This is a genomic window from Dyadobacter sp. HNCC25DJ183 (genome assembly GCF_056895175.1).
Genome location: NZ_JBXHAP010000003.1, coordinates 150,896 through 175,157, shown reverse-complemented (window position 1 = coordinate 175,157; position 24,262 = coordinate 150,896). Strand labels below are relative to the sequence as shown.

17 protein-coding genes are annotated in these 24,262 nt (G+C 45.7%); 7 read left to right on the top strand and 10 right to left on the bottom strand.

Annotation, left to right across the window (positions count from 1 at the left end):
* Nucleotides 1-61 precede the first annotated feature (61 nt).
* Genes AC1XTG_RS08175 through glgB form a run of 3 tightly spaced genes read left to right on the top strand, consistent with a single transcriptional unit; the run spans nucleotide 62 to nucleotide 7,305 of the window.
* Nucleotides 62-2,020, top strand: a complete 1,959-nt coding sequence (locus AC1XTG_RS08175; RefSeq protein ID WP_484841617.1) for an alpha-1,4-glucan--maltose-1-phosphate maltosyltransferase — start codon at nucleotides 62-64, stop codon at nucleotides 2,018-2,020.
* 7 nt (nucleotides 2,021-2,027) lie between these two features.
* On the top strand, nucleotides 2,028-5,363 hold the full coding sequence (treS, locus tag AC1XTG_RS08170) for a maltose alpha-D-glucosyltransferase (protein WP_484841616.1): 3,336 nt from the start codon (nucleotides 2,028-2,030) through the stop codon (nucleotides 5,361-5,363).
* Nucleotides 5,364-5,373: 10 nt separating this feature from the next.
* On the top strand, nucleotides 5,374-7,305 hold the full coding sequence (glgB, locus tag AC1XTG_RS08165; RefSeq protein WP_484841615.1) for a 1,4-alpha-glucan branching protein GlgB: 1,932 nt from the start codon (nucleotides 5,374-5,376) through the stop codon (nucleotides 7,303-7,305).
* A gap of 169 nt (nucleotides 7,306-7,474) precedes the next feature.
* Here the strand turns inward: glgB and AC1XTG_RS08160 are convergent, their stop codons facing one another.
* The 4 genes from AC1XTG_RS08160 to AC1XTG_RS08145 form a co-directional block, all read right to left on the bottom strand.
* Nucleotides 7,475-7,825, bottom strand: a complete 351-nt coding sequence (locus AC1XTG_RS08160) for a hypothetical protein (RefSeq protein WP_484841614.1) — start codon at nucleotides 7,823-7,825, stop codon at nucleotides 7,475-7,477.
* A gap of 45 nt (nucleotides 7,826-7,870) precedes the next feature.
* Nucleotides 7,871-9,277, bottom strand: coding sequence for a hypothetical protein (locus tag AC1XTG_RS08155; RefSeq protein ID WP_484841613.1), 1,407 nt, complete (start codon nucleotides 9,275-9,277; stop codon nucleotides 7,871-7,873).
* A 137-nt stretch (nucleotides 9,278-9,414) separates the two neighbouring features.
* On the bottom strand, nucleotides 9,415-10,446 hold the full coding sequence (locus AC1XTG_RS08150) for a T9SS type A sorting domain-containing protein (protein ID WP_484841612.1): 1,032 nt from the start codon (nucleotides 10,444-10,446) through the stop codon (nucleotides 9,415-9,417).
* A gap of 80 nt (nucleotides 10,447-10,526) precedes the next feature.
* Nucleotides 10,527-12,392, bottom strand: coding sequence for a hypothetical protein (locus AC1XTG_RS08145; RefSeq protein ID WP_484841611.1), 1,866 nt, complete (start codon nucleotides 12,390-12,392; stop codon nucleotides 10,527-10,529).
* A gap of 372 nt (nucleotides 12,393-12,764) precedes the next feature.
* Here AC1XTG_RS08145 and AC1XTG_RS08140 point away from each other — a divergent pair, with 372 nt between their 5' ends.
* Nucleotides 12,765-16,343 (top strand): histidine kinase, encoded by a 3,579-nt coding sequence (locus AC1XTG_RS08140; RefSeq protein WP_484841610.1) that lies wholly within the window; start codon nucleotides 12,765-12,767, stop codon nucleotides 16,341-16,343.
* 5 nt (nucleotides 16,344-16,348) lie between these two features.
* Nucleotides 16,349-17,104 (top strand): LytR/AlgR family response regulator transcription factor, encoded by a 756-nt coding sequence (locus AC1XTG_RS08135; protein ID WP_484841609.1) that lies wholly within the window; start codon nucleotides 16,349-16,351, stop codon nucleotides 17,102-17,104.
* 7 nt (nucleotides 17,105-17,111) lie between these two features.
* Here AC1XTG_RS08135 and AC1XTG_RS08130 read toward each other — a convergent pair whose 3' ends face one another.
* Genes AC1XTG_RS08130 through AC1XTG_RS08120 form a run of 3 tightly spaced genes read right to left on the bottom strand, consistent with a single transcriptional unit; the run spans nucleotide 17,112 to nucleotide 19,326 of the window.
* Nucleotides 17,112-17,495, bottom strand: coding sequence for a DUF3037 domain-containing protein (locus AC1XTG_RS08130; RefSeq protein ID WP_484841608.1), 384 nt, complete (start codon nucleotides 17,493-17,495; stop codon nucleotides 17,112-17,114).
* The gene (locus AC1XTG_RS08125) at nucleotides 17,473-18,276 is read right to left on the bottom strand and encodes a HipA family kinase (RefSeq protein WP_484841607.1); all 804 of its coding nucleotides are present in this window, start codon (nucleotides 18,274-18,276) and stop codon (nucleotides 17,473-17,475) included. Before AC1XTG_RS08125 ends, AC1XTG_RS08130 begins: the two co-directional genes overlap by 23 nt.
* Before the next feature lie 48 nt (nucleotides 18,277-18,324).
* Nucleotides 18,325-19,326 (bottom strand): quinone oxidoreductase family protein, encoded by a 1,002-nt coding sequence (locus AC1XTG_RS08120; protein WP_484841606.1) that lies wholly within the window; start codon nucleotides 19,324-19,326, stop codon nucleotides 18,325-18,327.
* A gap of 94 nt (nucleotides 19,327-19,420) precedes the next feature.
* Here AC1XTG_RS08120 and AC1XTG_RS08115 point away from each other — a divergent pair, with 94 nt between their 5' ends.
* Both AC1XTG_RS08115 and AC1XTG_RS08110 read left to right on the top strand, forming a co-directional pair.
* Complete coding sequence (locus AC1XTG_RS08115; protein WP_484841605.1) at nucleotides 19,421-19,774, top strand: hypothetical protein; 354 nt, start codon at nucleotides 19,421-19,423, stop codon at nucleotides 19,772-19,774.
* A gap of 8 nt (nucleotides 19,775-19,782) precedes the next feature.
* Complete coding sequence (locus tag AC1XTG_RS08110) at nucleotides 19,783-20,247, top strand: hypothetical protein (protein ID WP_484841604.1); 465 nt, start codon at nucleotides 19,783-19,785, stop codon at nucleotides 20,245-20,247.
* A 25-nt stretch (nucleotides 20,248-20,272) separates the two neighbouring features.
* On the opposite strand, the gene AC1XTG_RS08105 is transcribed toward AC1XTG_RS08110, so the two are convergent.
* The 3 genes from AC1XTG_RS08105 to AC1XTG_RS08095 all read right to left on the bottom strand — a co-directional run bounded on the left by AC1XTG_RS08105 (nucleotide 20,273) and on the right by AC1XTG_RS08095 (nucleotide 23,970).
* Complete coding sequence (locus tag AC1XTG_RS08105) at nucleotides 20,273-20,662, bottom strand: hypothetical protein (RefSeq protein ID WP_484841603.1); 390 nt, start codon at nucleotides 20,660-20,662, stop codon at nucleotides 20,273-20,275.
* Nucleotides 20,663-20,685: 23 nt separating this feature from the next.
* Nucleotides 20,686-21,138 carry an SRPBCC domain-containing protein gene (locus AC1XTG_RS08100; RefSeq protein WP_229238766.1) on the bottom strand — a complete coding sequence of 151 codons (453 nt, stop codon included), beginning with the start codon at nucleotides 21,136-21,138 and terminating at the stop codon, nucleotides 20,686-20,688.
* 186 nt (nucleotides 21,139-21,324) lie between these two features.
* Complete coding sequence (locus AC1XTG_RS08095) at nucleotides 21,325-23,970, bottom strand: DUF7133 domain-containing protein (RefSeq protein ID WP_484841602.1); 2,646 nt, start codon at nucleotides 23,968-23,970, stop codon at nucleotides 21,325-21,327.
* Between the last annotated feature and the right edge of the window lie 292 nt (nucleotides 23,971-24,262).

Genomic DNA, 24,262 nt, shown 5'->3' with positions numbered 1-24,262 from the left:
AGGCATGATTTTGATTGCTTGATAGTCCATTCAGCAAAATGAGAAACTAAAAATAAGATCGATGAGCAACCAGGACGGAAGAAAACGCGTGGTAATCACCAATGTTAGTCCCCAAGTTGAGGCTGGAAAATACCCGGCAAGACGTGCCATAGGTGAGAGCATTGATTTTTCGGCTGATGTGTTTGGTGACGGTCACGACGTGGTGGCTGCCGCTGTAATTTACAAGCACGAATCCGAAGAAAACTGGAATGAAGTCCTGATGCAATTCACCGGCAACGATCATTGGGAAGCAACCTGGTCTCCCGATAAAGAGGGCTTTTATCAATATCAATTTACAGGTTGGATTGATCATTTTACTACCTGGAAAAAAGGGCTCGTCAAAAAATACGACGCACACCAGGATATAGCTGTTGAAATCAAAATCGGTATAGAATTGCTTGAAGAAGCGAGCGCTTTGGCTAACAGCCAGGATACCGCGGATTTTCAGCAATGGATTGCATTCTTTAACAACAGCACCGACCATCAGGCGGCGGTGAACCTGGCGATCAGTGACGAGATTGCGGCTGCTATGTCGAAAATCAGGTATACGGATCGCATTACAGTCTTTCAAAAAACCTTCCAACTGGAAGTGGAGAGAAAAAAAGCCGCATTCAGCAGTTGGTATGAGCTTTTCCCAAGATCCGCATCACCGGAGCCTGAACGTCACGGTACATTCAAGGATGTTACCAGGCTGCTTCCGAAAGTAGCCAAAATGGGTTTTGACACATTGTACTTCCCTCCTATCCACCCGATAGGCGAGATGAAAAGAAAAGGAAAAAACAACTCGCTGGTACCTTCAGAAACAGATCCGGGATCGCCCTGGGCGATTGGCAACAGGCTGGGCGGCCACAAAGCCGTACATCCCGAGCTGGGCGAAATCGAGGATTTCGTTGAACTCGTTACAGAGGCAAAAAAGCTGGGGATTGAGGTCGCTATGGACATTGCATATCAATGCGCGCCTGATCATCCTTATGTGAAAGAACATCCACAATGGTTTAAGTGGCGCCCTGACGGCACTGTGCAATATGCAGAAAACCCTCCCAAAAGGTATGAGGATATCCTTCCTTTCGATTTCGAAACGCAGGATTGGGAAAATCTCTGGCAGGAGCTGAAAAGCGTAATCGAGTTCTGGATAGAAAAAGGCGTGAATATATTCCGCATTGACAATCCGCATACAAAAGCATTCGGCTTCTGGGAATGGATGATCGGCGAAGTACGAAAGGAAAACCCGCAGATTATCTTTCTGGCAGAGGCATTTACACGTCCCCGCGTCATGGAGAGATTGGCCAAAATCGGCTTCAATCAATCGTATACCTACTTCACCTGGCGGAACAGTAAATGGGAGATTGAGCAGTATCTGAATGAACTGACGAAAACAGATCAGCAGTACTACTTCCGCCCTAATTTCTGGCCAAATACACCGGATATCCTCCCGCACCACCTGGTAGAAGGAGGCGAGAATGCGCATATCACGCGGTTTATTCTGGCGGCTACCCTTTCTTCAAACTACGGTTTATACGGGCCTGTCTACGAATATGGTGTCAACACGCCGCATCCTGGTAAAGAGGAATATACCGATAACGAAAAGTACGAGATCAAGCATTGGGACTGGGACAGATACAGCCGTACACGAGAAATTATCACGAGGGTTAATAAGATCAGGAAGGAGAATCCGGCGCTGCAAACTACCTGGAACATCAACTTCGCCGAAACCAGTAATGATATGGTTATCTGCTACACCAAAGCAGATCCGCTCAGTAACAACCTGCTGATCATTGCGGTGAACCTTGATTTCTTTAATACGCAGGGTGCGAACATCAAAGTACCCCTGCACAAACTGGGCATGCATTGGGAGCAAAGTTACCGTGTACGCGATATGCTGAGCGGTGAGCTTTACGATTGGCACGGAGAGTACAATTACGTGCAAATGAACCCTTACGAGATGCCGGCACACATTTTTAAAATCGAACCACTCAACTGAGACAACCATGGAATATAAGAACGGAGTGCTTGAAAAGAACCTGCATTGGTATAAGGATGCAATCATTTACGAGCTGCACATCAAGGCATTTAAGGATGGAAACTGCGATGGTATTGGAGATTTCAAGGGCCTGATGGAACAGCTCGATTACTTACAGGATCTGGGCGTAACAGCAATCTGGCTGCTCCCATTTTACCCTTCACCTTTGCGGGATGATGGATATGATATTGCTGATTATTACAGCATTAATCCTTCCTATGGAGATCTTCATGAATTTAAAGCATTCCTGAAAGAGGCACACAAACGTGGTCTAAAGGTTATCACTGAGCTGGTTATCAATCACACTTCGGATCAGCATCCATGGTTTCAACGGGCAAGAAAAGCGCCGAAAGGCTCCGATCACCGAAACTTTTACGTCTGGACTGACGATCCGAAGCAATTCAAAGATGCGAGGATCATTTTTCAGGATTACGAGAAATCAAACTGGACGTGGGACAGCGAGGCAGAACAGTACTACTGGCACCGTTTCTTCCATCACCAGCCCGACCTGAACTATGACAGTCTGCAGGTTCAGGAAGAGATTTTCAAGATCATCAATTTCTGGTGTAAAATGGGTGTTGACGGCTTCCGTCTGGACGCGGTACCTTACCTGTTTGAACGCGATGGTACCAACTGCGAAAATCTGCCTGAAACACACGAATACCTTAAAAAGCTTCGGAAGTATGTAGATGACCGTTATCCGGGCACCCTGCTGCTTGCGGAGGCGAATATGTGGCCGGAGGATTCTGCCGCGTACTTCGGCGACGGCGACGAATGCCAGATGAATTACCATTTCCCTATTATGCCGCGCATGTTTATGTCGCTGCAAATGGAGGATCGCTACCCCATCACCGACATTTTTGATCAGACACCAGCTATTCCGGATAACTGTCAATGGGGTATCTTCCTGAGAAACCACGATGAGCTGACCCTCGAAATGGTGACTGACGAAGAGCGGGACTACATGTACAAAGTGTACGTAAAAGATCCCAAGGCGCGCATTAACCTCGGTATTCGTCACAGGTTAGCTCCATTGATGGAGAATAACCGGAAGAAAATAGAGTTGCTGAATTCGCTGCTATTTACCTTCCCGGGAACGCCCATTATCTATTATGGTGACGAGATCGGAATGGGAGATAATTTTTACCTGGGTGACCGCGACGGTGTGAGAACACCTATGCAATGGAGCCCGGACAGGAATGCAGGATTTTCACAAGCAAACCCGCAGCGTCTTTATTTACCGACCATTCTTGACCCGCAATATCATTACGAGGCTGTGAACGTGGAGCTGCAATCGCGCAACTCATCCTCACTGCTCTGGTGGATGAAGCGGGCGATCAGTACCCGGAAAAAGTACAAAGCATTCAGCCGTGGCGATATTCAATTCCTTAACTCGGAAAACTCGAAGGTACTGGCGTTTACGAGGACTTTTCAGGACGAGACAATGCTCGTGATTGCCAATTTATCCCGCTTCCCGCAGCCTGTTGAGCTGGATCTTGACCAGTACAAGGGATTTCAGCCAGTCGAAATTTATAGTAAGAACAAATTTCCTTCTGTTAAGGATAATACACCGTATTTCTTCACGCTGGAAGCTTATGCTTGTCAATGCTTTGTATTACAGAAAACACATCCCGAACTCGACGAAGTACACGAACTTCCATTGTTGCAGCTTGACAAATGGAGCGACCTGATAGAACCAGAGGTTGTGGATATGCTGGAAAATACCTTCCTGCCTTCATACCTGATGAAAATGAGGTGGTTTGGCGGTAAAGGAAAAGGTTTGGACAGCGTGAAGATCGTTTCGCACGCAGTGATGCCGCTTGGAGATAATCCACCTGCCTACATTCTGCTGCTCGAAACGACTTACCAGAACGATCTGCCGGAAATGTATCAGCTCCCGCTGGCATTTGGAAAAGAGCCTTTCTCCTACAAGGTGAAAGAGGATTGCCCGCAGGCAGTTGTGGCCAGGATCGCGATAAAAGATGAAGAAGAAGGCGTGTTGTTTGACGCGATGTACGGTCTCGAAATGCAGCAGGCTTTGATCACCAACATGGCTACTAATGAAAAGATCCACGCGAAAGACAGCGAGATCCTTTTCACTGGTAATGCAGGTCTGGCTGCGCACATTCAGGAAACCGAGCGCGTAAAGCCGCGTGTACTTTCGGGTGAACAAAGTAATACCTCTGTTACTTACGACGGGAAATACTTCTTCAAGCTTTACAGAAAAGTTGATCGCGCGATCAATCCTGATGTTGAGATAACCCAGCACCTGACGCACAAGGCGCATTTCCCAAATATTCCGGCTTACGTCGGTGCCATTGAATGGAAGCATAGAAATGGCTCTATGATATTGGGTATGATGCAGGAAATGGTCACCAATGCGACAGACGCCTGGGCTAATATGCTCGACAGACTGGATAGCTTCAATGAAAAGATCCTTTTAGGAGATGTAGTTGAGCTGCCGGAATTAAGGGGAACACTTACAGAGCCGGTTGGTTACGAAGATATCCCTGACGAGTTGAAGACGCTCCTTGATGTGCCCGTTGCAGAACAGGTTGCATTGCTGGGAGTGAGAACAGCAGAAATGCATTTAGCGCTGGCTTCTGACAAATCTTCGGAAGATTTCAAGCCGGAAGAATTTTCTCTTCACTATCAGCGGTCGGTATATTCTTCGCTGCAATCGCTGGTGAGGGTAGCTTTTCAGAGCCTGAGCCGCAATGCGAAAAAACTATCGCCTGAGGTGAAAGAAGAGGCTGATAAGGTTTTGCAGATGAAAGACGAAATTCTGGCAGAACTTAAAAAGGTGTACTCGCACAAGATAGATACTTCTAAGATCAGGATTCATGGTGACTATCACCTTGGTCAGGTACTGTTTACAGGAAAGGATTTTGTCATTCTTGATTTTGAGGGTGAACCTGCCAGAAGCTATAGTGAACGCCGGTTGAAACGCTCGGCATTGAGAGACGTCGCCGGCATGTTACGGTCTTTCCATTACGCAGCTTATGGTAGCCTCTTCCTGGATAACCAGATCAGAAAAGAAGATATCGGCAAACTGATCCCTTATGTGGAGCAATGGTATCATTACATGAGCGGCTTTTTCATGAAAGCATATCTGGAAACGGTCAAAGACAACCCGATCATACCTGCGAGCAAGCAGGACCTGGACATTCTGTTACAGACTTTCCTGTTGCAAAAGGCGATTTACGAGCTCAATTATGAAGTTAACAACCGGCCATCGTGGGTAATGGTACCTCTGAGAGGAATCAAATCCATATTGAAAAAAAATGATCCGGCGATTGTATAAACAAGCAAATATGACTGATCTTCAAAGTACCTCGTTTGCAAGAATTTCCGACTTCGACATTGACATGTTTAAGGGCGGCACGCATTATCACGCTTACAACAAACTAGGCTCACATATCGCAGAAGTAGATGGACAAAGCGGAACCTATTTCGCTGTTTGGGCTCCAAATGCGAGAGAGGTTTCGGTTATCGGAAATTTCAATGGCTGGAACAGGACAAGTAATCCTCTGAATGTCAGAACCGACGGTTCTGGCGTTTGGGAGGGATTTGTGCCAGGGGTAGGCAATGGAGAGTATTATAAATACTTCATTGTCTCGCATTCGGGTTACCAGGTTGAAAAAGGCGATCCTTATGCGTATCACTGGGAAACGCCTCCGAGCACTGCCTCCATTGTATGGGATTTGTCTTATCAATGGAGTGATGAAAATTGGATGCAGGAAAGAAAAGCATCTTCTCCATTGGAAAAGCCTATCTCCATCTATGAAGTACACATGGGCTCGTGGCGTCGGGTGCACGAGGAAGAAGGTCGTTTCATGACCTATCGCGAACTGGCGGCCGAACTTCCTGAGTATTGCAGCTATATGGGTTTCACACACGTGGAGTTCATGCCGGTGATGGAACATCCGTTTTACGGCTCCTGGGGATACCAGCTGACGGGCTATTTCGCGCCGTCAAGCAGATACGGGACGCCACAGGATTTTATGTTTCTCATCGATGCGCTGCACCAGGCGGGTATCGGCGTAATCCTCGACTGGGTACCATCTCACTTCCCTACTGACGAGCACGGACTTGGCTACTTTGACGGAACCCACCTGTACGAACATGCAGATCCAAAGAAAGGATTTCACCCTGACTGGAAGAGCTTTATCTTCAATTACGGAAGAAATGAAGTCCGGGCTTTTTTAATCTCCAACGCCATTTACTGGCTCGATAAATTTCACATTGATGCGCTGCGCGTTGATGCAGTTGCGTCTATGCTATACCTGGACTATTCCCGCAATGAAGGCGAGTGGATCCCGAATCAATATGGCGGAAGGGAAAACCTGGAAGCGATTGATTTCATCAGAGAGTTCAACTCGGCAGTACACCAGTATTATCCTGATGTATTTACTGTTGCAGAAGAATCAACGGCGTGGCCGGGAGTGACCCAGCCTGCCCAAAACGGCGGACTGGGTTTTGACATGAAGTGGATGATGGGTTGGATGCATGATACCTTATCTTACTTCCAAAAAGACCCGGTATACCGACCTTTTCACCAGGGACAGCTGGCTTTTAGCATGCACTATGCATTTTCGGAGAAATTTACTTTGCCGCTCTCGCACGACGAGGTTGTGTATGGTAAATATTCGCTGATTAATAAAATGCCTGGTGATCAGTGGCAGCAATTCGCTAACCTGCGGCTTCTGTATGGTTACATGTTCGGTCATCCCGGCGCGAAGCTGATTTTTATGGGCGGAGACTTCGCGCAACGTCACGAGTGGCGCCACGATTTCAGTCTGGATTGGGATGAGAATTTAAATCCGTCACATCAGGGAATTCAGTTGGTGCTCAAAGATCTGAATGCGTTATACCAGTCAGAACCGGCATTGTACGAGAAGAACTTTTCAAGTGAAGGTTTTGAATGGATAGATAATCAGGATAGCACAAACAGCGTGTTGAGCTGGATCAGGAAAGGCAATATACCAGGGGAAGAGCTGATTTTTATCGGAAACTTCACCCCGGTTGTCCGCACCAATTACCGGGTCGGTGTACCAAAACCAGGCTACTACAAAGAGCTTTTCAATACGGATAACCTGAAATATGGCGGCTCAGACCTGCTTTGCGGAGAAGAATTAGAAAGCTACCCAATTCCGAAACACGGAAAGATGCATTCCATACCAATGACGCTTCCACCGTTGGCCATCGTGGTATTGAAGTATGACCGTGGATTTGACTGGTTGTAATCAGCGTAAATACAATTAGACGATTGTAAATAGATAAGGCTACCTCTTTATTGAGGTAGCCTTAATATGTACTACTCACACACTATTGAGTTTAAATAGAAACTCATGTATTCTCATTTGAGCAAAACGTCATACTATAAATAATTAAAAGCTTTATCTAAGATCAAAGCTAGTTAGTCGAAACACTTGTGATAACGGTGTTGTTACTAGAATCACTATCACCACCTGCTCCCGTTAGAATTGTAGCGTTTATATTTTGAGTTACTCCGCTTGCTATACCATCCTTGCGTTTGATCTTAAATCCAACTACTGCCTTTCCGTTTGGAGAAATTACAGATTGAGAAGTAGCAGTTATAAAATTATCATTTTCGGTAAACGTCCACTTTGAATTTTCATTTACAGCTCCCCCTGGCACATTAGATGTTCCACTTTGAAGCGGGTATGTTATTGTAAAGCCACCAGGCTTAGTTATCCGGAGCGAAATAGTACCTGCCGTGGTACCACCTTTGATCTCAAACAAATTGACAACGAAATCCCTTTGAGCACCAGAGGTAAAACTAACGCCTCAAATACCGACAGTTGGTGAAAGATCGGGACAATTCATGTAAGTGACCTCTAATTTCGCGGTAGAAACATCCTGATTATAGCAATTATTAGCTGCATAGTAGTAAAAAGCATAATACGTACCTGCGCCGACATTCATGTTCGAAATAGGACTACCTGAATGGGTAGCGTTCGGGAAGAACCTTAACTCGGCTCCTTGCGGAATCAATCCTTGGAAAAACTCTGTAACCAGATTAACTGTAGTTTTAGGACAAACAATTTGGCTTTCAGTAGACTTTACAGGCACAGGAGGGTTGATTGTAACTGTAACTGAGGCAGTAGATTTATCAGTGTTAAAGCAATTTTGTGCCTGATAATGATAGAACGCGTAGTAAGTACCCGAGGTAGCTGTGTTTACATCACTTACCGGCTGACCAAGATGTTGCTCATTTGTAAACCACTCGAGGGAAGCGCCGGCGGGAATCGAGCCAGTAAACAAGCTATTTAAATCTACAAATTGAAATGGACATGTATTTGTAACCTTGTCAGTGCTAATTGGCACCTGCTGAGGTGCCGTTACGGTAACTTGCGCTGTAGAGTTGTCTGTATTGTAACATTCAAGAATTTTGTGGAATCTAAATGCATAGTAAACCCCAGGAACTGCAGATTTAGGATCACTGTATTTCACACCGGTATGGTTAGAATTTGTAAACCACACAACTTCTTCATTATTACCAATTACTGATTGCACCAGAGCGGTCAGGTCTGCCCCTGCTGCACATTTAGCTTGCAAAGTGGCCGCACTAAGGCTAACCTGCTCTGTTCCCGCCAGACATTCTGTTAGTGCATTAAATCCAATGTCCAGATTTAAAAATCCGCCGAATGAAGCAGAACCAGTAAAGGTTAGTCTTACATTAGACAATGATGGTGTAAATTTTAGCACCTTTGAGATCCATTTACTTGTATTGACACCTGCTGTGAAGGTGGTAGTTTGACTTATAAACGGGGTAGCAATTCCATTGGAAACAGTTGCCAGCTCGATTGTAGCTGACTCGCCGTAGCTTGCATCGGTTATTCTTTTAGACGACATTACATGATAGCGCAAGTAGTATGTCTTGTTCGGAGTAAGCCCTGTCAAGCTGGTATGACAAGTTGCGGGAGCGTTAGGCAACCCCTGAGCAGATAGAAAAGATCCCAGAAATGAAGGTGCCGGGCCATCTGGCGAAGGACTCCATGCTTGACCTGCCAAGCCGGCATAGTTTGTCTCGTCGGACAAACTGAACGAAATAGCTGAAGCATCATTAATCCACGCGTTTGATGGCATACAATATTGGCAGGTACTCCCCTGAGACGTAGGCTTCACATCCTGAGCAGAAGCTCCAAGAAACGTTAAGAGCTGCACAATTATAAAAAAGAACTTTGTTTTCATATTGAATTTTAGCGAGTAAATCGTAGGTGTTAGTGATAGGAAAATAGCGGAGGGTTACGCCAATTCCATTTTGTATTGAAGCTTTAACAAAGAGGCTGCCCCACACACAGAGCAACCTCCTGCAAAACACAAGCAAACTACTTCACAACAAGAATTTTAGAGCTTGTTTCATCTCCGTTTACACCTTTAATACGCACAACATAAGCACCTGCGTGCAAGCGACGAACATTGATGGTCTTCTTCGGACTTGCACCGGAGTTGTACACTTCCTTCCCATTCAAATCAAACATCTGGATGCTTGAAACACTTGCTAAATCTTGTATATCTAAGATCAGCTCGTCGGATACGGGATTTGGATATAAAGACATTGGCGTTCCTTCGAAATGTACATTACGTATACCACTATACGCACTGGTACCATCTTTATCAATCATGTGCAAGCGATACAGGTTTTCACCTGAGAATGGCGCGTTATCAACGGCTTGGTAAGTGTAAGAATCTTTGCTTTCTCCAAGAGCCTGGACGGTCTCAAAGGTCTTCCAGTTTTTACCGTCATTACTTTTCTGAACATCGAACCTTTCGCTATTCACTTCCTCGGAGGTAACCCAGCTTAACTGGGCGGATGTGCCCTCTTTGGTTACTTTGAATTCTTGCAGCTTAACCGGAAGGTTGATCTCTACCGGCGTGGTTGCTGTACTGTTATCATTACCGGTCAGGTTACCGGGAGTCTGAGGGCCATCTTTGAATGCTAGTGTTGCTGTTATAACGCCGGTTCCTACTTCGTTCCCAGTGAATCGGATGTAATACTTAACACACTCGGCGTTAGGCAGCGGTAGCGTATACAGAACGCGAACATTGTGATCGCCTGGATCATTGGTAATAGTTTCAACGGAGAACCCGGTAACCGGAGTTCCATCTTCATTGACAACATCATTAATTGTTAGGTTGTCTGGGAAGCTAACCAGCGGCCATAATCTGTTTGCTGGTGCTGTAAGCGTTGGATCAGGATCCTCGTTGCAAATTTTTATCTCAACAGAGCCCATCGTCTTGTTTAATATCGAAGGCTGCATTGGCGTCATGTTAATGCTGACATCCTGAGCCAGCACAGAATGTGCGGGAATTGAAAGCAATGAGCCGAGAAATACTTTTAGTAATGTTTTGGTTTTCATAGAGATAGTTTTAAAATGATAAAAGAAGAGCCAAATTTTGCTCTTCACCTGAACGACTTTCAGGTGAAGAGCTGTCGACTTCAGTTGGTTGAAACACTTGTAACTGAATTGTTGTTTTTAGAATTCGAATCACCTCCGGCACCAGTGAGAATAGTAGGAGTAATATTTTGTGTTAAGCCCTTCGAGATTCCAGGTTTACGCTGAATTTTGAACCCTATTGTAGCATTTCCGTTTGCAGGTATAGGGACGCTAGAAGTCGCTGTAATAAAGTTGTCACTTTCCGTAAATGTCCAGTTCTTATTTTGATTTTGGATCGCACCTCCTGCATTGGATATGGTATTTTCTGTTGGATAAGTGATGTTAAAACCGCCCACTTTCGTAATCCTGAATGATGCATTTCCATTGGTTTCGCGATTATTTATTTCGTACAACTTCACTACGAAATCTCTGCTCGCACCCTCCGAAAAGCTCAATCCATTAATTATCAGTGTTGGAGTAAGATCCACGCATTTCCGGTAAGTAATATCAATTTTCGCTGTTGAAACATCCTGGTTATAGCAATTCTTAGCAGGGTCGTAGTAAAATGCATAATATGTCCCGGCGCCCACATTGACGTTGCTAAGAGGAATTCCCGTGTGATTAGGATTTGTAAAAAACTTCAACTCTGTACCGCTTGGAATTAGACCATTGAAGAATTGTAAAACCAGATTGATAGATGTCGCTGGACAAAGGATTTCTCCCGAAGTTGCCTTAAGCGGAACTGCACTGCTGCCCGCTGCACATGCAGGACACTGGTTGATAGTTACAGTTACTTTGGCAGTTGAATTGTTTGTATTGTAACAACCATTTACTGAATCATAGAAAAAAGCATAGTAAACGCCAGCAGCTGCATTGCCAGGTATTGCTGGCACACCAGAATGATTCGGCGTGTAGTACCATACCACCGATGTGCCAGGAGGTATAGGACCAGTTACAGCATTGGCTAGATTTGCCGTGGTAGCTGGACAAACGTTGGATATTGTCGAACTCACTTGGACCTGCGATGTACCAGCGTTACACGTAGGACAATTGTTTATTCCAACTGTTACCTTCGCGATGGACATATTAGTATTATAGCAATCATTGACAACATCCGTAATGAAAGCGTAGTAAGTTCCAGCGGGGACAGCGGCAGGATTCGATACCGGAGAGCCAGTATGCTGTGGATTTGTATACCAAATGAAGGCATTATTTCCAGGAGGTAAATCATTTGGATAAAGAAGAGCCGAGTTTAGGTTAGCTGTATTTGCGGGGCATATATTACTTATAACTGCATTTACATTAACCTGCTCGGTTCCGGCGTCACATAGATCCGCCGTCAGCCACTCACCTCTCAAATCCAGATTGATAAAGCCACCTTTGTCTGTATGTGTTTCAGCTGAAAAAGATAATGTTTGTTTATCAGATTGCGCAGTAAATTTCAAAGTCGCTTCCACCCATTGGTTGACGTTTGAACCAAAAGGGCCGCCGTTAGTAAAGTTGATTGTCGTAGCAGCTCCTACTGTGCTAATCGTACCTTGTTCACCATAATCTGACATCCCGCTCTCTAACTCAGCTTTCGCTGACATCAAATAACATTTAGCAGTGTATTTGCGGCCGGGGATGAGACCTGTCATAAATGCATAAGCACCCATTTCAATCGTATTGGAAGAATATGCAGTCACAAAGTATTTACCACCATCTGCTCCAACCGAATTTGATGGTGGCGCGGGTAGTGGAGCACCGCTCCACGGGAACTCGCCTCCGGCCTTGGATACGCTTGAAAACCAACCATTATACCATCCGTTCGGTTGACAATTGAACCTGCAAGGTAGGGCACCATCACCTGTGGATGGAATGCTTTGAGCATGGGCTAACCCTATGCTCAGCAGCACGATGGAAAGTGTTAGTAAAATAACCCGTTTCATAATCATGTGTGTTTAAGTTCAAAATTTTCATAACGGTTGTGATTGGAGAGTTGGCGGGTGTTTTAAATCCGGCCGGGTGACAGCGGGCCAGGCTGCCTGTCATGACTTAACTGATTCAAATATGATGGAGAAATTGGAAGGTGTAGTGTTATATTGAATTACCGGTTTCAATTCAGTGATTTAATGGCATTTTCTGCTAAAATGAAGTTCAGAGTAGTTTTTCGGTAGAGATCAGCAGGTTTGTACTTCATGTATTACGGTTATCAATTCTTGTCTCCTTAAAATAACCGAACACTACCATTCACTAATCGTATCTCCGTTTTGTGGTGGTTCTACCATTAATTACAATGACGTAACTGTTCCATTTCTGGTATGCGCACTATCTACCTAACTATTTGCCTTTTGCTCTTTTCTTCCCCACTAAGTGCCCAGTTCATTTTTCAAAATCTGAATGAAAAGGCCGGGCTAAGCTCCAAGCATGTCAGATGCATTTACAAGGATAAAGACGGGCTTGTCTGGATCGGAACAGCAAACTCTTTGAACCGCTTTGATGGAAATTTTATCAAACGATATCCGGGACTGAATGGGCAAAAAGATTTGTTTGTAAATGCGATTATCCCATTTGACAATGACGAGAGGCTGCTTGTAGCAACTTCAACGGGACTTTTCACTTTTGATAAAAGATTAGGCAGGTTTCAGAAAGATCCGCGTTTCAAGATATTGGCGGGAAAAGATGTACTGTCCTTTAAGAGAGACTCAAATAACAGACTTTGGATCGTATCTGCTAACGCGTTGTATATTGTGCAAAAAGGCTCCGCTGTAAATGCGAAGGAGGTATTTCCATTTCTGGAAGTACTTGATGCGACGGACTTCTCTTACTCCGGTATCTCTGCTTTCTGCTGGGATGCGTCACGGAAAGGCTTTTGGATCGGCGGGGCAAACCCATCTTTTGTAGACCTGGAAAACAAACACATTTTCGACAGAACGAACAATCCATTGAAGCTGGCATTTTTCGACCAGACCTTTGTGACAGCGATTGTACTTGATAAAAAACAGAATCTCTGGTTTAGCTCGACACTACCGAAATCGCTTTCTTACTGGAATCCCGCTACTAATCAACTTAAAACATACGACAAGCTAGGCGACACCAAAATTACCGACGGATGTAATTACCTCTTCATCGACAAGATGGATCGGCTGTGGATTTCTACCTGGATGTATGCTGCGTATATTAAATATCCGAACCGGGAAATTGAGAAGATCCCGTACAGCCAGGATGCGCCCTACTCCATTGCTTACGGACATTTCAATGATGCATTGGAAGACGAAGAAGGCAATATTTGGCTGGCAACGATCAACGGACTTAGTAAAAACCAGGTACAGGCCCCGTTCCGGTCCATTTACAAGCTACCGAGCTTTGATTTTTTTCTGGATACAGGGTTTGCGCATGCAAATTCGATTGTTGTAGTTGGCGACACAATTGTAGCTGCCAAGGAAGATGGTATCATTTTCTACAACACAAACCATAAAACCTATAAACGTTATGTAGTCACCGCGAAAGAGGATCTTCGCAAAAACAGGTTTGTACTGTCTGCAAAAGGCCGTGGCGCCTGGTGGTTTGCAGGAAATGACGGCATTTACTATTTAAAATCAGGTTCGGATAAGCTTCAAAAATTCGACAAAGTAAAAAATAGTCTGCTCCAACCTATCCCCAACTTTGTTTTTGAAGATATTAAAGGGTGTATCTGGTTTCAGATGGACGGACTCTACAGATATGATCCGCTCACCGACAAACTCGATCGTTTCGATGGAAAGGATCCTGCGCATGGGCTTTTCGAATACATGAGGTGTCAAAGCTTCCTGAAATTGAAAAATGGGGATCTGCTATTTGCAATGAACAAATCCGGCTTCATCCGGTATAGTCAACGTTTCGATAAGTTCTCGCGCGTTCCGGTCCCAAACAGCTCCCAGTTTTATGTACCAGCCATGGTGGAGGACGACAATGGTATAATCTGGTGCGCCACTAACGGCCGTGGGATATTGAAGATAGCGCAAAATGGAAGGATGATAGATAGCCTGAACACCGGTAACGGTTTTCCATTCGACTATATTTCCAGCCTCACAATCGATGCGCAGACCTCGATTTGGGCCGCTAATGCAGACGGCCTTCTTTTCTTCAAACCTTACAACAAGGAAATTACAAGGGTTAATGTCGATCTTGGAAAGACGCTGCAGGATCATTGGAATTATGTTTATTCCTATCAGAAAAAGGTGTATGCGGTTATGCTTGATCATGTTGTGGTGATCGATCCATTTAAATTTTCGACAATCCCAATCAAGAAAGCGCCGCGCATTACTTCTGTTCGTGTTTTTGAAAAAGAAGTATCCAGTTACCACAAGCTTGCAGATCTTGAACTTGCACCGCACGACAACTTCATTACATTTCAATATACCTCTCCCAATCACCGCGATGTCCCGAGCTTACAATACAGCTACCAGTTGGGGGGATTGGACGACTCGTGGATCACTGCGGGGAGGAACCTGACAGCTTCTTATAATAATTTACAGCCAGGCTTATATACTTTCAGAGTCAGGAGCACGGATGAGAATGGGAAGTGGATGCCTACGTTTACAAGTATGCGTGTGCGCGTGAGAGCACAGTGGTGGCAAACCTGGTGGTTTGCCTTTTTCTCTGCAACATTCTTCGCGTTCACAATGCACTTCCTCATCGACAGTCACCAGCGAAGGAGGCGTAAAATGGCATTTGACGAGACCATCGACTACTTTGCTAATTCTGTATACGGAGAAAATTCAGTAAGTGAAATCTGCTGGGATATCGCAAGAAACTGTATTACCCAGCTCCGTTTTGAAGATTGCGTGGTTTATCTCTGGGACGCGGACAAGAATAAACTGGTTCAAAAAGCCGCGTACGGACCTACCAAGAATGTCAAAGAACATGAAATACTGAACCCGCTGGAACTGGAAATCGGTGAGGGAATTGTGGGTGCCGCAGCGGCTACCCGGAGGCCGGTAATCGTGAAGGATACTTCCAGGGACAAGCGCTACATCGTTGACGATCAACGTCGCTTGTCCGAACTTGCAGTGCCGATATTACACGACGGTAAGTTACTCGGCGTCGTTGATTCCGAGCATAGTGAACGTGCCTTTTTCAACCAGGAACACGCGCGTGCTTTGATGACGATTGCTTCTATTAGTGCGACAAAAATCGCGGAAGCACAAGCCGAAGAACAGGCACAGCAAAAGGAAATTATGCTCCTGGAAATCAATAAAATGCTGGCGGAGAGTCAATTAATGGCGCTACGCGCCCAAATGAACCCGCACTTTGTATTCAATTGCCTCAATAGCATTCAGGAATGCATTGTCACTGAAAAATATGGTGAGGCGAGCAAGTACCTCAACAAATTTTCACGCCTATTCAGGATGGTGTTGAACAACTCCGATAGAAACCTGGTGACAATTGAGGAAGAGGAAGATGTACTTAAACTCTATCTCGAACTCGAACAAATGCGGTTTGAGCAAAGCTTTACCTATGAGATCATCATTGACGAAGATCTGGAAGCAGAAGAAATTGTACTTCCTTCCATGCTCCTGCAACCTTACGTCGAAAACGCACTCTGGCACGGACTCATGCACAAAGACGGCGACCGGCAGCTTACCATCACTTTTGAGCGAATGGATGACGACATTTTCAGATGCCTGATTGAAGACAACGGAATTGGCAGAAAGAAATCACTGGAAATAAAGCAGTATAACAGCAAGGCAAAGCGGCACAAATCCAAAGGTCTGCAAATCGCAAAAGACCGGCTTGACTTACTTGAAAGACAGGGGCAACACGCTTCTGTAGAGATCATCGACAAATATGACCCGGAGGGAAATCCCGAAGGTACCCTGGTAGTAATCGAACTTTCAACCTTGTTAAGTAATACATAAACGTTATGATAAAAGCGCTCATTATTGACGACGAACAAAAAGCACGTAATGTACTCACGCATTACCTGATCAATTTTGTCAAAGAGAATGTAGAGATCCGCCATGCTGATTCGGTTAGAGGCGGGTTGAATGTTCTTAATGATTTTATGCCCGACATTGTGTTCCTCGATGTGGAAATGCCACATCAGAATGGATTTGACTTTTTGCTGCTCCGTAAAAACCCCAGCTATGACATCATTTTTACAACGGCCTACAACCAGTACGCCATTCAGGCTATCCGGTTCAGTGCATTGGATTACCTGTTAAAGCCTGTTGATCCGGAAGAATTGCAGGCTTCTATTGACCGGCATTTGGAAAAACTCAAACAGAAATCGCAGCAGAACAATCAGCAACTTTACGACAACCTCGTTCAAAACATAGAAAAAAAAGAGATCAAAGATTTCAGGCTTGCGGTACCTTCCAGCGAAGGTGTGTTCTTTTTTACTTTGGACGAAATCCTTCGCCTGGAAGCTGACAAGAACTACACTTCCATTCACCTGATCGGAAAGAGGCCATTTTTATCCAGCAAAACTTTGAAGCATTTTGATGAAATGCTGTGTGAGTTCAACTTCATACGTACGCACAAATCACACCTCGTCAATCCGAAATACATCAAGCAAGTCACACATAATAACCAGTTTGTGTTACTCACTGACGGCTCACGGATCGAGATTTCCCGTCGTAAGAAGGACTCTGTTCAGCAGTACCTGAAACTGAAATAACAGGCTGTCAACCGACCTGTTGATTAAATAGATGGCTTAATGCCTGTTGCGGGTCTTCACAAAAGCCCGCATGTACTTTTGACGTTTGCAAAACGGTACTCCTGGTAGCAGTGAGCCACCGGAACCTGGAAGAAAGCGGCAAGCTGCCGATCGCCCCGCCTTCTTTCCGGCCTTCACAAATTTGTCTGAATGCGCGCAGGTACGCCTGAATTTGTTCTACATCAAGCTCTGCATTGAATGCATTCAGTCTGGCAAGGTTGTTATCAAAAATTACATCAAGATACTGCCGGCCTGAACAGTAAAGAACTACTCCCACATTGATAAACTCTTCGCGCTCTACCCTCGGCACAACGCGCAGAACGGCATACTCATACAGCTGCTTGTCTTGCATCGGAGGCGGCTTTTACAAATATGTTGGAATGTTGAAGTCTCCGTGTCAGAAACTCGGTATAAGCATTGCGGTGCTCCTCTTCGGACTCAAAAGGTGTGTCTCTGACCAGCCACTCGCCGGGAATCATAGATACGATATCAGTAATTACATCAGGGTTCAGGAGCTGCTTAAACTCCGCATCTACAGCTTCAAGCTCACTGGCGAATTTGAGCAAAACATGATCTTTAATTTGCAGGAATGGGCGTTCTGCCTGCTCCTGCCAGTTATTCCAGGAATGATGAAAATACAGGGACGCGCCGTGGTCTATCAACCAGAGTTCCTTATGCCAGATGAGCATATTCGTATTGCGCACAGTTCTGTCCACATTCAGTAAAAAACAGTCCAGCCAAACGATCTGGGATGCAAGATGTGCATCGATCCTGCTTACAAGCGGATCAAAAGTGATTGAACCCGAGAGATAATGCATCGCCAGATTGAGTCCGACGCTTGCTTTCAGCAGATCCTGAATTTCTTCATCCGGCTCCGTTCTGCCAAATGCTTCGTCAAGCTCAGCGAAAACGATTTCCGGTATTTTAAGTCCAAGAAATCTCGCAATTTCTCCGCCAATCAGTTCAGCAATAAGGGCTTTGACTCCCTGCCCTGCTCCACGGAATTTCAATACATATAAAAAATCATCGTCCGCCTCTGCAATGGCCGGCAGCGACCCACCCTCTCTCAGCGGGGTAAGATATCGGATCACATTCACTGTCCGCAACTCCGGCAAACTCGTATTCCTCTCCATAGGAACCATATTTTGAAAACGTCAATATAGAAAATTTGGCCCGTTTGACTACTGATTTGTCAAAACGATCTTTCCAAACTGCTTTCCCTGGTGCATATAGTCCAGGGCGTCTTGTGCATCTGCAAGATTTGGATATACCTTATCGACAATGGGCTTGATGTTGTGCGCGCTTGTGAATGCGAGCATGTTGCTGAAATCTTCCAAAGTTCCCATTGTTGTACCCAGAATGGACAGATTGCGCCAGAAGATCTTGTTAGGCGCGATATTGCCGATTGCACCGCCGGTACCACCAAAAAACACAATCCTTCCACCAGCCCGGGCTGCGTCGATCAGGTTGATAAAACCCTCACCTGACGCACTGTCGACGATTACATGAAAGCCGCCCGTTGCTTCTTTTGCCTTTGAAACCCAATCTTCGTCTTTGTAATTGAACCCCCCGAGAGCCCCCAGCTTTTTTGCACGCTCCATTTTCTCCTGCGAACTGGAAGTAACCCACACCTCGGCTCCTGCTGCGATCGCGTATTGCAGTGCGAGCAGTGCGGTACCTGCACCAATGCCGGTTACCAGTACCTTTTCGCCTGGCCGCACCACTGCCCTGGTAAACAATGCACGATAAGTAGTTACCCCGGCCAAAGGCAATGCGGCTGCCTCCTCGTCAGTGAGGTGTGCTGGCTTGGCGTGAATGTACTTTTCATCTACGGCGATATACTCAGCGAATGTACCTGGCTCAGGGTTTCCCAGAATCTTGAAATGCTCGCCAAAAGCAGCAGGGTTGTCACCCCAGTCGTGACTTGGATTAATAATTACCTTCTGCCCGACCCAGCTCTGATCCGCATGCTCTCCTGCTTCCTCCACAACGCCAAGCCCGTCTGAACCAAGTATCAGTCCTGATTTTGGACCGGCATAGCGGCCTTTTTGTATCCACACGTCGCGGTGGTTCAAAGCAGAAAATTGCAGCCTTACCAACACCTGGTTAGCTCCTGGGGCCGGCTTTTCTACTTCTTTGATGATCAGCGGCTGGTTCGTTTCTGTTAAAAAAACTGCTTTCATGATTTGTTGTCTATAAATTGATGGTGGAATAATATTTGAAGGTTGTTAAAGTAAAATCAGGAATTATCCGTCAACATAACTAAACAAGAAAATTATGAAAGCGTTTTCATTCATTATAGCACTTGTGTTAATTACTGCTTCAAACTCGTTTTCGCAAAAATCGAGGTATACCGAGCGCACAACCGAAACGAGGACGAGCCTCAAGAAGACCAAAAAAGATTCATCAGATGTGACTGCCATCCTGAAAGATTCCTCTAATGCCGAATCCGGACCAATCCTGAAGGATGATGGATCTGTGAGTACCACAGGCACAATCGACGGGCGCAGCAGCACCGGTCGCCCGGATGCAGATACTACGACGAGCTATACCGTCAGAAAGAAAGTAAGGACGTTGAACCCCGGCGAAACGATCAGAACAGATTCAACCAGAAAGCGTAAAAAACCCTGATCAACTTCATGTTCCCGATTCTGCTCATTGCACATTCAATTACCCGTTGGCTTGTAGTAACTACCTTATTAATAGAAATCTACCGGGGCATTCGAGGATGGCGGGGAGCAAAAGAGTTTACCAGGAGAGACGATTCGCTGCGACATAGCACTGCCACATTCTCGCACATTCAGATGATGATCGGGTACTTGTTGTATTTCAACAGCCCGTTCATCTCTTACTTCCGTTCCCATTTCAAAGAAGCAATACAGCATTTCGACTTCGTCTTTTTCGGAATACTGCACATTACATTAATGACGATAGCCGTCATTATTATCACTATTGGATCATCTGCGGCTAAACGACAGCAGACCGATCTGGCCAAATTCAGGATCATGACCATTTGCTATATCGTAGCAGCAATCATCATCTTCATCGCAATACCCTGGCCATTTTCTCCGCTCGCAACGCGGCCTTATTTGAGAATATTTTGATGCAGATAGCAACAAAATAAACTAACTACTTGCCCTTTCTGGTCAGTTTCAGATTTTCTTTCCTGTACTCACCCCACCCCGTCCATAATTCCTGTAAGACCAGGTTTTTACCATCAAACTGTGTAACCACATAATACCAATTGCGCGGTGGACAGTTCTTGGCCCCATTGGGCGATTGTTTATCTTTCATCAAAAATGATTTGTCATCCAGCCAATGAATAAGCAATGTATCCGGATCCTGGCAGGTTATCTCATTGCGCCAAATCACTTCTTTGTCGCTGAAAAACTCGAAACCCGCACAGTTTGCCTCATTTAAAACAAACCTGCCTTTGATTTTAGAGAAGTCGGGTGCTGCATTTCTGTCGCTGCTATTAAAAGCTGCCAAAGAAAGCGCCAATAAAATAGTAAGTTTCATAGCTGAGCTCTGGTTGGTCCTGGCTATTGAAAACGCCAGTCGAATGCACCTTTTCGAAGATTAACACCGTGTTCAAGATAGGCTTTCAGGAATGCCAGAAAGTAAGCCCAGCCTTCGGTATTGCCCCTGAGCCAATCGATTCCTTCGGGCGTATTTTCCATAAACTTTTCAGTAATCCGCACGATCGTTGTCCCTCCAAGCGGTTCCAGTGTAATCTCCACCAGCGTCTCATTTCCTTCCTCACCCCAATAAAAAGAGATAAATTGATGGTCAGTTACTTTCTCGATCATCACAGGAACATCCACGTCCGTTTCCGGGAAATGCCACGTCAGCCTGGCGCCTTCGCGGATATGTCCGCTGCTATCGGCGATAAAATAATTCACCATATGCACAGGATCAACAATTGCATCATAAACCTCCTGAGGCGTTTTGGCGATCTGTATCGCAGCCTTGCTTTCCAATTTCATGCTTTCCATTGAGATCAAAGTTTTAGTTCAAAAATCTTGTGGTAACCTAATAGTGCCTGACTGATTACAAAAGCCAGGCCAGCGTTCTCGGTTCTTTCCTGATTTGGGAAGAAATGATAGTCGTTTCAAGACACAAAAAACCCTCCATAAAGATATCTGAATGGAGGGTTGAATTATTTTATCTTAGCTATCTAACTACTTTTTCTGTTGCGACAGGAATGTAACCAACGAAGCAAATTCCTCATAAGATAGCTCGTTCGCCAGCCCGGGAGGCATCATTGAGGTTTCCATTTCCTTCCGCGACGTAATATCTGAAACTTTAAAGGTGTAAACGGCGCCGGTAATATCTCTTAGTACCAGCTTTTCAGCGGATTCCTCAGAAACAAATCCCATAAAGCTCTTCTCATCCTTGGTCGTAATCAGTACCGATGCAAATCCCTGAGAGATCGACGCATTGGGTTTCAATATCGATTCTGCAATCTGTTCGCGGTTCATGATCGAGCCGATCTGCCCCATATAAGGTCCTTTCAATGGCCCGTTGCGGTTGATGCTATGGCAAGCCACGCAACCTTGCTTGGTAAACAAAGTTTTTCCAAGCGCCGGGTCACCCTCGATCTTTGCAATAGCCAGCATTACATCTTCAATGGAGTTTTCTCCAACCTGTCCTTTTTTATTCTGGATTTTGGTCAAATCGATCTTCAACTCTTGCTTTTCGACCACAATATCCTCTCCGCCGAATTCGTCAATTCCCATTCGCTGGCGACCATTCAAGTCAGCAAAAAATTTCTTTCCATTCTCATCTGCCTTGCTCCATTGCTGCATCAGAAAACGTTTGATCTCATCCGATGAAGCCCAGGTTACAGCCTTGTAGTACGGACCGTGTGTATCGGGCCGGGTACTCCACCACCAGGATCCGTCGTAAGGCGCCTCTTCTTTATAAAGCCTGCCCAGTGTTGTCAGGATTTGCTTTTTCAGCGCTTCATCTTTGGCCTTATCGTAAGCTGCTATCAGTCCGGAAACCGCCTTGGGGTCGTGCATATAACGCAGCGCCCAAAGTGCAAGTGTTGTATTTTCGCTACCAATCGCCTGTACGCAAGCATCTACCGCATTGATGGCAACCAGCGCGCGAACCGCTAAATGCGGGGGAACAATGGCGGAGTTAGGTGTCGCGTGCGGACCTTCGGTTCCTTTTGCAGGTGACACAAAAGACGATGGTACCTTCACCGACAGCAATGCAGAAGCCGCCTCTGGGCGCCCCAACCTACCTAATCCGATGGTTGCAGCTGCCTGCACGCGCGGCGAGCTGTCTTTCATTCCTTTTATGAACGGTTCAACAGGTACTCTCTCAATAGCTGGCTTTCTGTCAGCCAAAGCACGCAGTGCAAATTCGCGTACTGCATTGTCGTCGGTAAGTTTCACCAAACTACCAACTGCGTCCTTCCCAGCCGCCTGTGCATAAGTATAGATTCCCGCTACCCGAACGTAAAGTGGAAGCGACTTGTCTTCCGCGATTTTCAACGAAACTTTCGCCGCATCTTTTGGGAAGCGTGCCAGCAGCTCCTGCTGACCAGCCAGCCGCTGCACAGCGCTTTCTGATTTCAACAGTGCTTCAAGTTCTTTGACATTCGACTTCTTGACATCCTTGAATGCTTTGTACTTCCAACCCTTCGGAACAGCCCGGACAACAAACCCTTTGCTTGGGTTACCAGAATATCCCGCGCCATCCCAGGCAGCCAGGTAAACGCGCCCCGAAGCGTCAATGTCAAGGTCTGTTACTTGTGCCAGCTTGATAAACTCTTCCTCCTTTTGGGTAAACGTAGCTCCGTCAGGCTGCACACGATGTACATATATCTGGCTGCGGCCCCAGTCGGCCATCATAGGGACGCGGTTGTACTTCGCAGGCCAGTTCGGATCATCCATAAACAAAGAACCTGTTCCGGAACCGCCGCCCAGATCGATCAATGCAGGAATGATTTCTTCGGTGAAGTTTTTAAACAAAACGGGATAACCGTACTCTCCTGACTGGATCTGGTTACTGAAACGAATGTTCCAGCCGCCGCCATCATTGGTGTTATCACGTGTGAAAATGTTCATGTAAGGATCAATCGCCACATCGTAGATATTGCGCATACCATGCGTATAAACCTCCATTTCAGTTCCATCCGGACGAACCCGCACGATTCCTCCGCCAAGCTGTGTCAGCTTTTTACCCGAACGGTCCACTGCCTCATGAAATCCGAAATCACCCACCGCGATATAAATCCAGCCATCGATCCCCATTCTTATTCCATTGGTAGCATGGTCGGTTCCGCGGCTTTGCAGGAATTTAGGATTACTAATTCCCTGTATCAAAGTAGTGGAAGGTCCGTCAGCCAGTCCGTCGTGATTTTTATCTTCAAATACAACCAGCGCCATACCCGACGCTTTACCATCTGCAAACGTGGTATGCAGTACAAAAAGCTGATCGCCCATTGAAATGATCCCACGCGGATCGTCCACTTTCGCGAAGGTCGTGTGCTTATCCACTTTGCCGTCATTATCAGCATCCACCAGCCGCACGATACTACCTTTTCCGGGATCTTTTCCCAATGATCCGATCATATCAACGCCCACATACACTTCACCCGTGGCCGCTACTGCGAGACAGGCAGGACTTGGTGTCAGTTGCGGACCGGCAAATGGTGTGACATCAAGTTCTTCAGGCCAGCTGGTGGCATTGGGAAGTGTGTCGGCTTTTACCAGCATTTTCCTTGTTTCAGGATTTTCAGTGCGCCCGGTATTCCAGTCATTCCAGCAAAGCAGCAGGAATGCAGAAAACAGGCTGAATGTAATTTTTAACATAAACGATTGAAATGCAGTCAGCTCGGCGAAAGCCGGCCAGGTGATTAAAGGTATTTGTTGAATTTAAAATTGAAAATAAGTTATAACTACTCTAAAATGATGTTCGCCCGGAAAATATTTTGTCCGCATCCGAACAACGCGCATTGACGAAATCAGCCTTTCAGCCACGTATGAACGGTTTGCAGTAGCTGGCATTTATTTGTTAGGGAAGGGCTTTTAGCTGTTAGCGATTGGCTCTTAGCCTTAGCTGTTAATTGTTGGCAGTGGATAATTCTTTTTCTATAATTCCATC

What these genes read in the sequence shown, in the direction of transcription:
- AC1XTG_RS08175 (WP_484841617.1), top strand. Translation starts at nt 62, where the DNA reads ATGAGCAACCAGGACGGAAGAAAACGCGTGGTAATCACCAATGTTAGT.
- treS (WP_484841616.1), top strand. Translation starts at nt 2,028, where the DNA reads ATGGAATATAAGAACGGAGTGCTTGAAAAGAACCTGCATTGGTATAAG.
- glgB (WP_484841615.1), top strand. Translation starts at nt 5,374, where the DNA reads ATGACTGATCTTCAAAGTACCTCGTTTGCAAGAATTTCCGACTTCGAC.
- AC1XTG_RS08155 (WP_484841613.1), bottom strand. Translation starts at nt 9,277, where the DNA reads ATGAAAACAAAGTTCTTTTTTATAATTGTGCAGCTCTTAACGTTTCTT.
- AC1XTG_RS08150 (WP_484841612.1), bottom strand. Translation starts at nt 10,446, where the DNA reads ATGAAAACCAAAACATTACTAAAAGTATTTCTCGGCTCATTGCTTTCA.
- AC1XTG_RS08145 (WP_484841611.1), bottom strand. Translation starts at nt 12,392, where the DNA reads ATGAAACGGGTTATTTTACTAACACTTTCCATCGTGCTGCTGAGCATA.
- AC1XTG_RS08140 (WP_484841610.1), top strand. Translation starts at nt 12,765, where the DNA reads ATGCGCACTATCTACCTAACTATTTGCCTTTTGCTCTTTTCTTCCCCA.
- AC1XTG_RS08135 (WP_484841609.1), top strand. Translation starts at nt 16,349, where the DNA reads ATGATAAAAGCGCTCATTATTGACGACGAACAAAAAGCACGTAATGTA.
- AC1XTG_RS08130 (WP_484841608.1), bottom strand. Translation starts at nt 17,495, where the DNA reads ATGCAAGACAAGCAGCTGTATGAGTATGCCGTTCTGCGCGTTGTGCCG.
- AC1XTG_RS08125 (WP_484841607.1), bottom strand. Translation starts at nt 18,276, where the DNA reads ATGGAGAGGAATACGAGTTTGCCGGAGTTGCGGACAGTGAATGTGATC.
- AC1XTG_RS08120 (WP_484841606.1), bottom strand. Translation starts at nt 19,326, where the DNA reads ATGAAAGCAGTTTTTTTAACAGAAACGAACCAGCCGCTGATCATCAAA.
- AC1XTG_RS08115 (WP_484841605.1), top strand. Translation starts at nt 19,421, where the DNA reads ATGAAAGCGTTTTCATTCATTATAGCACTTGTGTTAATTACTGCTTCA.
- AC1XTG_RS08110 (WP_484841604.1), top strand. Translation starts at nt 19,783, where the DNA reads ATGTTCCCGATTCTGCTCATTGCACATTCAATTACCCGTTGGCTTGTA.
- AC1XTG_RS08105 (WP_484841603.1), bottom strand. Translation starts at nt 20,662, where the DNA reads ATGAAACTTACTATTTTATTGGCGCTTTCTTTGGCAGCTTTTAATAGC.
- AC1XTG_RS08100 (WP_229238766.1), bottom strand. Translation starts at nt 21,138, where the DNA reads ATGGAAAGCATGAAATTGGAAAGCAAGGCTGCGATACAGATCGCCAAA.
- AC1XTG_RS08095 (WP_484841602.1), bottom strand. Translation starts at nt 23,970, where the DNA reads ATGTTAAAAATTACATTCAGCCTGTTTTCTGCATTCCTGCTGCTTTGC.